Origin of the sequence: Streptococcus oralis (genome assembly GCF_964238205.1) — a bacterium.
Lineage (GTDB): Bacteria > Bacillota > Bacilli > Lactobacillales > Streptococcaceae > Streptococcus > Streptococcus oralis_CZ.
The window spans coordinates 28,509-41,779 of sequence record NZ_CAXSLF010000005.1; the positions used below are offsets into that span (position 1 = coordinate 28,509).

The following is a 13,271-nucleotide window of genomic DNA, read 5'->3' on the forward strand; positions in this document are numbered from 1 at the left end:
GTTCTATCCACAACCTCAAAACAGTGTTTTGAGCAACCTCCGGCTATTTTCCTAGTTTGCTCTTTGATTTTCATTGAGTATTAAAAGGCAGTCTAGCATTCAATTCTAATCAGAAATGTGATATACTTAGTAAGTAAAATTTTCAAAGAAGAGTGAGATGATGAAGGTGCAAGAACCAGTTAAATTATTCCAATATAATACTTTGGGAGCCTTGATGGCGGGACTTTACGGTGGAACCATGACCGTTGGTGAATTGCTTGAACATGGTGATTTAGGATTAGGAACCCTGGATTCTATCGATGGAGAATTGATTGTCTTAGATGGGAAAGCTTATCAGGCTAAGGGATCAGGTGAGAAACCTGAAATTGTGGAAGTTTCACCAGATGCTTTGATTCCCTATGCAGCAGTTGTACCCCACCAGGCAGAAGTTATTTTCCGTCAGCGTTTTGAAATGACTGATCAGGAACTTGAAAAACGTATTGAGTCCTATTATGATGGAGAGAATCTTTTCCGTTCCATCAAGATCCATGGTGATTTTAAACACATGCATGTTCGCATGATTCCAAAATCGACAAATGAAACGAAGTTTGCTGAGGTTGCGACGCATCAGCCTGAATATAGCTGTGACAATGTCTCAGGAACTATCGTTGGTTTTTGGACACCTGAAATTTTCCATGGAGTTAGTGTTGCTGGTTACCATCTACACTTTATCTCAGATGACCTAACCTTTGGTGGCCACGTTATGGATTTTGTCATCAAGGAAGGTATTGTAGAAGTGGGAGCTGTTGACCAGTTGGATCAACGTTTTCCTGTTCAGGATCGTCAATATCTATTTGCTAAGTTTAACGTTGACGAGATGAAAAAAGATATCGAACAGGCAGAATAATAGGAGTCAAATATGAAAATTCATGTAATAATAACGATGCTGGCCTTGTTTGCCGTCCTCATTGCAGCAGTTTGGTACGCAAGAAAGAAATACAAGATTAATTTTGCAGTTTTGGGACTTGGGGCAGTTGCATTTTTTGCTTCATCTCAGGTCTTAGAGAAAATCGTTCATCTCTTGGTTCTTCATCCACAAAAGGATGGGACAGTTCCACTAATGACGGAAAATCCCCTTCTCTATGTGATTTACGGGATCTGTATGGCTGCTTTGTTTGAAGAAACAGCTCGACTTATTTTCTTTAAATGGTTAGAGAAGAAAAGAACTTTGGAAGATTCTGATGCCCTTGCTTATGGATTGGGGCATGGTGGCTTGGAATTGCTCTACCTCGGAATGGGAAGCTTGATTAGTCTTTTGATCCTCTTTTCGTTATTAGAGTCTTCAAATCCAGATCTGGCAAATCTCCTTCCCCAAAATACACTTGAAACAGTACAATCTCTATCTGGATGGCAGGTTTATTTACTCGGTGTTGAGCGTGTGCTTGCTCTTGTTATGCAAATCGGTCTCTCTTTCTGGGTTTATCAAGCAATTCGCCAAAAGAAATGGATTTACCTAGTAGCTGCTTATGGTTTACACGCCCTATTTGATTTGGCTCCGAGCCTATCTCAAGTTGGCTGGTTGTCAAATCCCCTTCTCGTAGAAGGATTGTTAGCAGTGGAAGTTATTATTTTTATTTACTTTACAAAATCGATCTTTTATAAAAAGCAATAATACAAAAAAGAGGTTCATCCTCTTTTTAGTTTGAGCTTTTGAAAAAGCTAACCAAATCATCGAAAAATAGAGCTAAAAATGGTATAATGGAATGAATTTTATAAAAGGATTAGAAAAATGACCGTATTAGATAAACTAAAAGAAACACTAGAAGGAATCGATATTCGATTCGATGAACCGCTAAAAACTTATACCTATACCAAAGTTGGAGGGAAGGCAGATTATTTAGTTTTTCCACGCAATCGCTATGAGATGGCTCGTGTAGTCAAGTTTGCCAATCAGGAAAACATTCCTTGGATGGTTCTTGGAAATGCCAGTAACATTATCGTCCGAGAAGGCGGAGTTCGTGGCTTTGTAATCATGTGTGACAAGCTTAATAATGTCTCTGTTGATGGCTATACCATTGAGGCAGAAGCTGGAGCTAACTTGATTGAAACCACTCGTATTGCCCTACGTCATAGTTTGACTGGCTTTGAGTTTGCTTGTGGTATTCCAGGAAGCGTCGGTGGTGCTGTCTTTATGAATGCTGGCGCTTATGGTGGTGAGATTGCTCATGTTTTGCAGTCTTGTCAGATCTTGACCAAGGAAGGTGAGATTGAAACCTTGTCTGCTAAAGACTTGACCTTTGGTTATCGTCATTCAGCCATTCAAGCGTCAGGGGCAGTAGTCCTATCTGCTAAGTTCGCCTTAGCTCCAGGTAATCACCAAGTAATCAAGCAAGAAATGGAACGTTTGACCCACCTTCGTGAACTCAAGCAACCTTTAGAGTATCCTTCTTGTGGTTCAGTCTTTAAACGTCCGGTAGGTCATTTTGCAGGGCAATTGATTGCAGAAGCAGGCTTAAAAGGTTATCGTATCGGTGGCGTCGAAGTCTCAGAAAAGCACGCAGGCTTTATGGTCAATATTGCTGATGGAACTGCTAGAGATTATGAAGACTTGATTGAGTCTGTCATTGAAAAAGTTAAAGAACACTCAGGTGTTACTCTTGAGCGAGAAGTTCGTATCTTGGGTGAACACGAATAACATTATTTTTACATAGCATTAAAAGATTGGGATTTTATCGCTAGATATGGTTTGGGTTAATTCCTTACAGTTATTGCTAGCATTTAACAAGGTCCCAATCTGTTAATTTACGAAGAAAAAGGAATTTAGAGGAATTGAAAAAACCAATTATCGAATTCAGAAACGTTTCTAAAGTTTTTGAAGATAGTGACACTAAGGTGCTTAAGGATATTAACTTTGAGTTGGAAGAAGGAAAATTTTATACACTGCTAGGAGCTTCTGGTTCAGGAAAATCAACCATCCTAAATATCATTGCAGGTTTGCTTGATGCAACGACAGGTGATATTTTGCTAGACGGTGTTCGTATCAATGACATCCCGACCAATAAGCGCGATGTTCACACGGTCTTCCAATCTTACGCCTTGTTCCCGCATATGAATGTCTTTGAAAATGTTGCCTTTCCATTGCGTTTGCGTAAGGTCGATAAAAAAGAAATCGAACAACGTGTATTAGAAGTTCTCAAAATGGTACAGTTGGAAGGTTTCGAAAAACGTTCAATCCGTAAACTATCTGGAGGACAACGCCAGCGTGTAGCTATTGCGCGTGCGATTATCAACCAGCCTCGTGTGGTCTTGTTGGATGAACCTTTGTCAGCCTTGGACTTGAAATTGCGAACAGACATGCAGTATGAACTGCGTGAACTGCAACAGCGCTTGGGTATTACCTTTGTCTTTGTTACTCACGATCAGGAAGAAGCTCTCGCCATGAGTGACTGGATCTTCGTTATGAATGACGGTGAAATTGTTCAGTCAGGAACACCAGTTGATATCTATGATGAGCCCATTAACCACTTTGTTGCAACCTTCATCGGTGAATCAAATATCCTGCCTGGAACTATGATTGAGGACTATTTGGTCGAGTTTAACGGCAAACGCTTTGAAGCGGTCGATGGTGGGATGAAGCCAAATGAACCGGTCGAAGTCGTCATTCGTCCAGAGGACTTACGCATTACCCTTCCAGAAGAAGGAAAACTTCAAGTTAAGGTTGATACTCAGCTTTTCCGTGGGGTTCACTATGAGATTATCGCCTATGATGAACTCGGCAATGAATGGATGATTCACTCGACTCGTAAGGCCATCGTTGGTGAGGAAATTGGTCTGGACTTTGAACCAGAAGACATCCACATCATGCGTCTCAATGAAACAGAAGAAGAGTTCGATGCTCGTATCGAAGAGTACGTAGAAATCGAAGAGCATGAAGCAGGTCTGATTAACGCTATTGAGGAGGAAAGAGATGAAGAAAACAACCTCTAAACTCTTTGTAGTGCCCTACATGCTTTGGATTGCACTCTTTGTATTGGCACCCTTGATCTTGATTTTTGGGCAATCCTTTTTCAACATCGAAGGCCAGTTCAGTTTAGAAAACTATAAATCCTATTTTGCGTCACAAAACTTGACCTATCTTAAAATGAGTTTCAACTCTGTTCTTTATGCAGGGCTTGTGACTCTAGTGACACTCTTGATTAGCTATCCAACAGCCCTCTTTTTGACTCGTCTCAAACACCGTCAACTCTGGCTCATGCTAATCATCTTGCCAACCTGGATCAACCTACTCCTTAAGGCTTATGCCTTTATCGGGATTTTTGGTCAAAATGGCTCTATTAATCAATTCCTAGAGTTTATCGGAATTGGTTCTCAGCAGTTGCTATTTACAGATTTCTCCTTTATCTTTGTCGCAAGCTATATCGAGCTTCCATTTATGATTTTGCCTATCTTCAACGTTTTGGATGATATGGATAACAATCTCATTAATGCCAGCTATGACCTCGGTGCGACCAAATGGGAAACTTTCCGTCATGTCATCTTCCCTCTGTCAATGAATGGAGTGCGAAGTGGTGTCCAATCTGTCTTTATCCCGAGTTTAAGTCTCTTCATGCTGACACGTTTGATTGGGGGGAACCGAGTGATCACCTTGGGGACTGCTATCGAGCAGAACTTCCTGACAAACGACAATTACGGTATGGGTTCAACTATCGGTGTTGTTCTTATACTGACCATGTTTATCACCATGTGGGTGACTAAGGAAAGGAGAGAACGATGAAAAAATTATCAAATCTCTACCTAGCCTTTGTCTTTATCGTCCTCTATCTGCCAATCTTTTACTTGATTGGTTATGCCTTCAATGCTGGGGATGATATGAATAGCTTTACAGGCTTTAGTTTGTCTCACTTTGAAACCATGTTTGGCGATGGGAGACTCATGCTGATTTTGGTTCAGACCTTTTTACTAGCCTTCCTATCAGCCTTGATTGCGACTGTCATTGGGACTTTTGGTGCCATTTACATCTACCAATCACGCAAAAAATATCAAGAAGCCTTCCTATCACTCAATAACATTTTGATGGTTGCACCAGACGTTATGATTGGTGCCAGCTTCTTGATTCTCTTTACCCAACTCAAGTTTTCACTTGGTTTTCTGACGGTTCTGTCTAGTCATGTGGCCTTCTCCATTCCAATCGTAGTGCTTATGGTTTTGCCTCGATTGAAAGAGATGAATGGGGATATGATCCATGCGGCCTATGACCTTGGAGCTAGCCAGTTCCAGATGTTTAAGGAAATTATGCTTCCTTACCTAACACCGTCTATCATTGCAGGATACTTCATGGCATTCACTTATTCATTAGATGACTTTGCTGTGACCTTCTTTGTAACAGGGAATGGTTTTTCAACTCTCTCAGTTGAGATCTACTCTCGAGCTCGTAAGGGAATTTCGCTGGAAATCAATGCTCTTTCAGCCTTGGTCTTCCTCTTTAGTATTATCCTGGTAGTTGGATATTACTTCATTTCACGTGAGAAGGAGGAACAAGCATGAAACGACTCTATTCATTTTTAGCAGGAATTCTAGCGATTATCCTTGTTTTGTGGGGAATTTCTTATCATCTTGACAGTAAAATCAATAGTCGCGATAGTCAAAAATTGGTTATCTATAACTGGGGAGACTATATCGATCCTGAACTTCTGGAGAAATTTACAGAAGAAACAGGAATCCAAGTTCAGTACGAGACCTTTGACTCTAACGAAGCCATGTACACGAAAATCAAGCAGGGTGGAACAACCTATGATATTGCTATCCCGAGTGAGTACATGATTAATAAGATGAAGGATGAGGACCTCCTGGTTCCACTGGATTATAGTAAGATTGAGGGCATTGAGAATATCGGTTCTGAATTTCTCAACCAGTCCTTTGATCCCAACAACCAGTACTCTATCCCATACTTCTGGGGGACCTTGGGAATTGTCTATAATGAGACTATGGTGGAAGAAGCGCCTGAACACTGGGACGACCTTTGGAAGCCAGAGTATAAAAACTCTATTATGCTCTTTGATGGAGCGCGTGAAGTACTTGGGTTAGGTCTTAACTCACTAGGCTATAGTCTAAACTCAAAAGATCCAGAGCAACTATCACAAACGGTTGATAAACTGTATGAGCTAACTCCTAATATCAAGGCAATTGTAGCCGATGAGATGAAGGGTTACATGATTCAGAACAATGCTGCTATTGGTGTGACCTTCTCAGGGGAAGCTAGCCAGATGCTAGAGAAAAATGAAAATCTTCGCTATGTCGTTCCGACAGAGGCCAGCAACCTTTGGTTTGACAATATGGTGATACCTAAGACAGTCAAGAACCAGGATGCAGCCTATGCCTTCATCAACTTCATGTTGAAACCCGAAAATGCTCTTAAAAATGCAGAGTATGTCGGCTATTCAACACCAAGCAATCCTGCTAAGGAAATGCTCCCTGAGGAGACAAAAGAGGATAAGTCCTTCTATCCTGATGCAGATACTATGAAACACCTAGAAGTTTATGAGAAGTTTGACCATAAATGGACAGGTATCTACAGTGATCTCTTCCTACAATTTAAGATGTATCGGAAGTAGGAGTTAGCAGTCACGAAACGAATCAGTCAATCTGGTTCGTTTTTTAAATAGTTGTATAGCTGTGTATTTTTACTATCCTATTTGCTTATTTTATAGCCTAGTAGTATACTAAGTTTATAACAATAGAAAGCGGTAACAAATCATGAAAATGTCTACTTTTTTCAAAAAAAGTTATTGGCCAACCTTTTTGATTGTTAACGAAACAATTATACTATTCCATTTAAAGGATGGCTTGGATCGGCAATATTTAACAACGGATTCCATACATTTGGTGATAGGTTACTTTATATTTGCAAATATTTTCGTATTTATGTATAGCAATTCGAAAACTTGGAATAAAAGTTGGGATAAAAAGAAAAATGGCAGTAAGAAAAAATATATTCTGAAAAAGTAACCAGAGATTAGCAGAGTTGACATCTAGCAGTTTAGTTATTAGGGTTAATAGTAGCGAGTCAGTTCACCTGACTCGCTTTTTCGTTATTTAGTTTTCCGATAAATTGTAATAAATGTCTACCAGAATAATTCAGTTATGTTTCGTGACAGTCGGCTTGTGACTCATTTTTGTCAAGTCAGAAATGAAACTCCTGTCGGAATAGGTTAGACTGACAAATTTAGACTAAGTTTTGCAGTATTTCATGTGATAGATTAGGCTTAAAAATCTCATTTTATGGAGTTGAAATAAGTTGCTTCATAGACACGATTCGAAGAGCGATTGGAACGATTCTCATTTATAAAGTAATTTGAGTACGCATCTTGTTTTATGTTATCTCTACATGATATAATGAAAAAGAGGTATAAGCTATGTCAGATTTAGAAATTAAAAAAATTGATATCAAAGATTTTGGTTGCTATAAAGACTACAAACAGCATAGTCAGTCAGGCATCGGTAATGATTTTAATGATGGAAGTATTAATATTTTTTACGGTAGAAACTATTCCGGAAAAAGTACTTATTCGAAAATTTTTCAAAGTATTGAACTTAAGCAACTTCCAGAAAAGTACGGAGATATAGAGTTTGAAATCAAATTATCTAACCAGATAGTTATCAAATCAAATGAAATAGTGACTCATGCGTTACCTATAGATTGTAAGGTTTTTAATCAGCGATTTATTGACGATAATATTTATCTTCACAATGATAATAAATTAAATAGTTTCCAAATTTCGATAGGTAGTGATACTAATGAAGCCTTGAAGAAAATTGAAGATATACGATTAAACAAACTTAAACCCAGAAATGAAAAATTGTCACAGATTGAATTGGATATAACTAAAAAACAACAAAAGACTAAAATCAGTGAAAATAGGTTAAACTTAAAACTGAAAATAACTGCTTCAAAAATCAAGAATTTAAAGAATCCCTCGGTCGTAGTTAGTAATAAATATGATATACGAGATATAAAGGAGGAGTTTGAAAAATATTCAGCTCATTTTCCTATTCTACCATTACAAGATGATGAGAAGGATGTAGCTGAGTTAGAAAAGAATGTTGAACAAGCCAAAATACGAATTCTCGAAAAAAACATAAATAAACCACAAAAAATTGATTTAGTTAGTTTTGATAAAAATTTTAATTTCACATTATTTTTAGAAAATACGAAGAAACTTTTATCTAGAGTTGTCTCAGTAAGTAATATTTTAGATGAATATAAAGATAGTCCAGATAAAATAAATTGGATTAAGCATGGTGTTGATATCCATGGAGAAAATCCAGAAAAATGTGTATTTTGTGGTAACAGAATTGATAGTGACTTCATTAAAAATCTAAAGTTAGCTTTTTCTGATGAGTTAAGATCTTTGGAAAACGAATTAGTACTGCAAAATAATAGGATAAAATCAGAAATCCAAAAATTAGATTCTATTCCAAATATTAATAAGGAAGATTATTTTAAGGATTCTTTATCCGATATTCAAAATATAAACAAAGAGATTGAAAATAATATTGATAACAAAAAAAGAGTTCTAGAAACACTAGAATCAAAAATTTCAGAAAAACAACGAGACATTTTTTCTAAAATTGAAATTAATGATTTAAATTGGCTTGATTTTTCTAAAATTCAAGTTGAGATTGACTCACTATATAATGAAACTATTGAACAGATAGAACAATTTGAGGATAGGAAAACTAAAAGTATAGATTTTCTTCGAAGATATTATATTGTAAAAGAATTCCCTGTATCTGAGTTCACTAAACTATCTCAAGAAGTTGACCAACTCCAAGAGGACATGGAAAAAATAAATTTGGAACAGAAAATATTAAACGAAGAAAAAGAAAAATTTGAGCAAGATATTCTTGAACTTGAAGGTAGTTTAAAGTCAGAATCTGAAGCAGCAAAACGTATAAATATGATACTTCAAAATTCTTTAGCACATTCAGAGATGTCCCTAAAATCAGTCGATGATGAGGAAGGTATATATTTTGAAGTTTCTCGTAATGAAGAGAGAGCATATAATTTAAGTGAGGGTGAAAAATCATTAATAGCCTTTGCTTATTACATTACAAGATTAGAAAGTTTGTCGACAGAAGAAAAGTCAAAAACAATCTTATTTATTGATGACCCTGTCTCTAGTCTGGATGAAAATAACATTTTTTATATTTACAACCTAATTTTTTGTCTTCTAGAAAAGAAAGAATTTTTACAGTACTTCTTGTCCACTCATAATCTAGATTTCTTGAAATATACAAATAGATTTTCTAATAAAAATAAAAAAGATTATTACTTAATAGAAAAGATAAAAGAAGCTGAAAATGTCCCGTCGAAAAGTTATATAAAAAAATTGCCCAAGCATTTATCAAATAAAGTCACAGAATTTGTATTTCTGTTTGAACAGATATATAGAGTGGCGACGGAAGATGAAGACGAAAATAATTTTTCTGTTTTTTATAATTTTCCAAACAATGGTAGAAAATTTATTGAAACTCTCTTGTACTTTAAATATCCTGATTATAAAACAAAGAATGACGATAAAATTATTAATTATTTCGGAGATGAGAATGCTCCATTTATACAACGCATAAATAATGAGTACTCTCATGGAGAAGATAGGTTTGATAGAACTCGCAATCCTATTAATACAAGCGAATTTAAGCATGATGCTAGAATAATATTAGGTGTCTTACATCGAAATGATCCAGAACAATTTAAATCATTTCTTAATAATAGTAATTTAACTCTCCCAGATTTTCTGGAAGATAGATAAAAATAAAATAAGGACATTTCATTAAAGAGATTGTCCTTATTTCTATTCTGCTGAGTGTCATGCTCCCGTTTAGGGAGTTGGTTATTTAAATGAGGATTATTTCCAGTTGACGCAGGCTTAAAAAAACGATATAATAAGAAAGTTGAGAATTGATTTTCTCTCCATCTTAGTTCAGAGAATTGGCGGTGCTGCGAGCCATCTAAGATAGAAAATCATGCTACTCAATCTAACAATTGCATAAGAATCAAAGAATGACAAGTTCATTGAATGAAGGTGGTACCGCGGTTTTTCGCCCTTCGTGATATGGATTTGTCTTTTATTTTTGGAGGTGTTTATGAGAACATTTCTTGTCAAACAAAAATTTCGCCTAGGTGGTGAACGCTTTGACATCAAGGATGAGTTGGGCAATGTTGCCTATCAGGTTGAAGGTTCTTTTTTTAAGATTCCTAAAACCTTTACCATCTATGATGTTGCTGGTGAACAGGTCAGTGAGATTAGTAAGGAAGTCTTAACTTTCCTACCTCGTTTTGAGATTCAACTCAGTAATGGAGATCATTTTTATATCCGAAAGAAGTTGACTTTCTGGAAGGATAAGTATGAGTTTGACAATCTCGGCCTTCGCATCGAAGGAAATGTCTGGGATTTGAATTTTAAATTGCTAGACGATCGTGACCAAGTAATTGCGGAGATTGCCAAGGAACTTTTCCATTTAACCTCTACCTATACCGTAACAGTCTACGACGAATCTTATGCAGACCTAGTCATTTCCCTCTGTGTCGCTATCGACTATGTGGAAATGCTAGAAAGCCAATCAAATTAGTAAAAAGGAGATACATATGAAACAATTATCTAGTGCACAAGTCCGCCAAATGTGGCTTGATTTCTGGGCTACAAAAGGCCACTCAGTAGAACCATCTGTTAGCTTGGTTCCAGTAAACGACCCAACACTTTTGTGGATCAACTCAGGGGTTGCCACTCTTAAAAAATACTTTGATGGAACCATCATTCCTGAAAATCCACGTATTACCAATGCTCAAAAGGCTATCCGTACCAATGATATCGAAAACGTAGGGAAGACTGCTCGTCACCATACCATGTTTGAAATGTTGGGGAACTTCTCAATCGGGGATTACTTCCGTGACGAAGCAATTACATGGGCATATGAGCTTTTGACAAGTCCTGAGTGGTTTGACTTCCCGAAAGACAAACTTTACATGACTTATTATCCAGATGACAAGGATTCATACAACCGCTGGATTGAAGTGGGAGTAGATCCAAGTCATTTGATCCCAATCGAAGACAACTTCTGGGAAATCGGTGCGGGACCTTCTGGACCTGATACAGAAATCTTCTTTGACCGTGGAGAAGCCTTTGACCCAGAAAACATCGGTCTTCGTCTTCTTGCAGAAGATATCGAAAATGATCGTTATATCGAAATCTGGAACATCGTTTTGTCACAATTTAACGCAGACCCTGCTGTTCCTCGTAGCGAGTACAAGGAATTGCCACACAAAAACATTGATACGGGCGCTGGTTTGGAGCGTTTGGTGGCAGTTATTCAAGGGGCTAAGACAAACTTTGAAACAGACCTCTTCATGCCGATCATCCGTGAAGTTGAGAAATTATCTGGTAAGGTTTACGATCAAGATGGCGACAACATGAGCTTCAAGGTTATTGCAGACCATATCCGTTCTCTTTCATTTGCCATCGGTGATGGTGCCCTTCCTGGAAATGAAGGTCGTGGTTATGTCCTCCGTCGTCTTCTCCGCCGTGCCTCTATGCATGGTCAAAAATTGGGTATCAATGAGCCTTTCCTTTACAAACTCGTTCCAACTGTTGGAAAAATCATGGAAAGCTACTACCCAGAAGTTCTTGAAAAACGTGACTTTATTGAGAAAATCGTTAAGAGTGAAGAAGAGTCATTTGCTCGTACTCTTCACTCAGGTCAACACTTTGCCCAGGGTATCGTAGCAGACTTGAAAGAAAAAGGACAATCTGTCATTGCTGGTCAAGATGTCTTTAAACTCTATGATACATACGGATTCCCAGTAGAGTTGACAGAAGAGATCGCTGAAGAAGCAGGAATGACTGTAGACCGTGAAGGATTTGAAGCAGCCATGAAGGAACAACAAGAACGTGCGCGTGCGTCTGCTGTCAAAGGCGGATCTATGGGTATGCAGAACGAAACCCTTCAAAACATTACTGTTGAGAGTGTCTTCAACTACAATGCTAGCCAATTGTCTTCTAAGTTAGTGGCTATCGTAGCGAACAATGCTGAAGTAGAAAGTGTATCAGAAGGAACTGCTTCACTTATCTTTGCAGAAACACCATTCTACGCTGAAATGGGTGGACAAGTTGCGGACCACGGTCAAATCTTGGATGCTGCAGGAAATGTTGTAGCGACTGTAACAGACGTTCAAAAAGCACCAAACGGACAAGCATTGCACACCGTTGAAGTTCTTGCTCCTCTTGCTTTAAACCAAGAATACACTTTGGTCATCGATAGTAATCGTCGTCACCGTGTCATGAAGAACCACACAGCAACTCACTTGCTCCATGCAGCCCTTCACAATATCCTTGGCCACCATGCAACTCAAGCAGGTTCACTTAATGAAGTAGAATTCCTTCGCTTTGACTTCACTCACTTCCAAGCTGTCACTCCTGAAGAATTGCGTGCTATTGAGCAACAAGTCAATGAGAAGATTTGGGAAGCCATTGCAGTGGAAACAGTTGAGACAGACATTGACACCGCTAAAGAAATGGGAGCTATGGCCCTCTTTGGTGAGAAATACGGTAAAGAAGTCCGTGTTGTCACTATCGGAGACTACTCAGTTGAACTGTGTGGTGGTACCCACGTTGGCAATACTTCTGAAATCGGTCTCTTCAAGATTGTCAAAGAAGAAGGTATCGGATCAGGAACTCGTCGTATCTTGGCAGTGACTGGTAAGGAAGCCTTTGAAGCTTATCGTGAACAAGAAGACGCTCTGAAAGCAGTCGCAGCAACCTTGAAAGCTCCTCAACTCAAGGAAGTACCTCACAAGGTGGAAGGTCTTCAAGAACAACTCCGTCAATTGCAAAAAGAAAATGCAGAATTGAAGGAAAAAGCAGCAGCAGCGGCAGCAGGTGATGTCTTCAAGAATGTTCAAGAAGCAAACGGCCACCGTTACATTGCCAGCCAAGTTTCAGTATCAGATGCAGGTGCCCTTCGTACCTTTGCGGATAACTGGAAACAAAAAGATTACTCTGATGTCCTTGTTCTTGTCGCAGCTATCGGTGACAAGGTCAATGTCCTTGTAGCTAGCAAGACAAAAGAGGTACATGCAGGTAATGTGATTAAAGAATTAGCTCCAATCGTCGATGGACGTGGTGGTGGTAAACCAGATATGGCCATGGCAGGAGGAAGCAACCAAGCGAAAATCCAAGAATTGTTGGATGCAGTAGCAGGTAAATTGTAAGAAATTAAAGATCTATCCAGTAGGG

Annotated in this window: 11 protein-coding genes; all 11 read left to right on the top strand. The window is 38.3% G+C overall.

Going from position 1 to position 13,271, the window contains the following annotated elements; translation table 11 throughout:
• Positions 1–157 precede the first annotated feature (157 nt).
• The 11 genes from budA to alaS all read left to right on the top strand — a co-directional run bounded on the left by budA (position 158) and on the right by alaS (position 13,246).
• Positions 158–886, top strand: a complete 729-nt coding sequence (gene budA / locus ACESOD_RS07415; protein WP_373094722.1) for an acetolactate decarboxylase — start codon at positions 158–160, stop codon at positions 884–886.
• Positions 887–898: 12 nt separating this feature from the next.
• On the top strand, positions 899–1,651 hold the full coding sequence (locus ACESOD_RS07420) for a YhfC family intramembrane metalloprotease (protein WP_373094723.1): 753 nt from the start codon (positions 899–901) through the stop codon (positions 1,649–1,651).
• A 117-nt stretch (positions 1,652–1,768) separates the two neighbouring features.
• Positions 1,769–2,674, top strand: a complete 906-nt coding sequence (murB, locus tag ACESOD_RS07425) for a UDP-N-acetylmuramate dehydrogenase (RefSeq protein ID WP_373094725.1) — start codon at positions 1,769–1,771, stop codon at positions 2,672–2,674.
• A gap of 134 nt (positions 2,675–2,808) precedes the next feature.
• Positions 2,809–3,966 (top strand): ABC transporter ATP-binding protein, encoded by a 1,158-nt coding sequence (locus ACESOD_RS07430; RefSeq protein ID WP_049530887.1) that lies wholly within the window; start codon positions 2,809–2,811, stop codon positions 3,964–3,966.
• Positions 3,947–4,753, top strand: coding sequence for an ABC transporter permease (locus ACESOD_RS07435; protein ID WP_049530886.1), 807 nt, complete (start codon positions 3,947–3,949; stop codon positions 4,751–4,753). The genes ACESOD_RS07430 and ACESOD_RS07435 overlap by 20 nt, the downstream gene beginning before the upstream one ends.
• Positions 4,750–5,523 carry an ABC transporter permease gene (locus tag ACESOD_RS07440; RefSeq protein WP_045763347.1) on the top strand — a complete coding sequence of 258 codons (774 nt, stop codon included), beginning with the start codon at positions 4,750–4,752 and terminating at the stop codon, positions 5,521–5,523. Before ACESOD_RS07435 ends, ACESOD_RS07440 begins: the two co-directional genes overlap by 4 nt.
• The gene (locus ACESOD_RS07445) at positions 5,520–6,590 is read left to right on the top strand and encodes an ABC transporter substrate-binding protein (RefSeq protein WP_373094728.1); all 1,071 of its coding nucleotides are present in this window, start codon (positions 5,520–5,522) and stop codon (positions 6,588–6,590) included. The genes ACESOD_RS07440 and ACESOD_RS07445 overlap by 4 nt, the downstream gene beginning before the upstream one ends.
• 142 nt (positions 6,591–6,732) lie before the next feature.
• Entirely contained in the window at positions 6,733–6,984 is a 252-nt protein-coding gene (locus tag ACESOD_RS07450; RefSeq protein ID WP_060955564.1) for a hypothetical protein, read from the top strand.
• Positions 6,985–7,391: 407 nt separating this feature from the next.
• A complete protein-coding gene (locus ACESOD_RS07455) occupies positions 7,392–9,791 on the top strand; it encodes an AAA family ATPase (protein WP_373094730.1) in 2,400 nt (799 codons plus the stop codon).
• Positions 9,792–10,125: 334 nt separating this feature from the next.
• Complete coding sequence (locus ACESOD_RS07460) at positions 10,126–10,611, top strand: LURP-one-related/scramblase family protein (RefSeq protein WP_373094732.1); 486 nt, start codon at positions 10,126–10,128, stop codon at positions 10,609–10,611.
• Positions 10,612–10,627: 16 nt separating this feature from the next.
• Positions 10,628–13,246 (top strand): alanine--tRNA ligase, encoded by a 2,619-nt coding sequence (gene alaS / locus ACESOD_RS07465; protein WP_373094734.1) that lies wholly within the window; start codon positions 10,628–10,630, stop codon positions 13,244–13,246.
• The last annotated feature ends 25 nt before the right edge of the window (positions 13,247–13,271 follow it).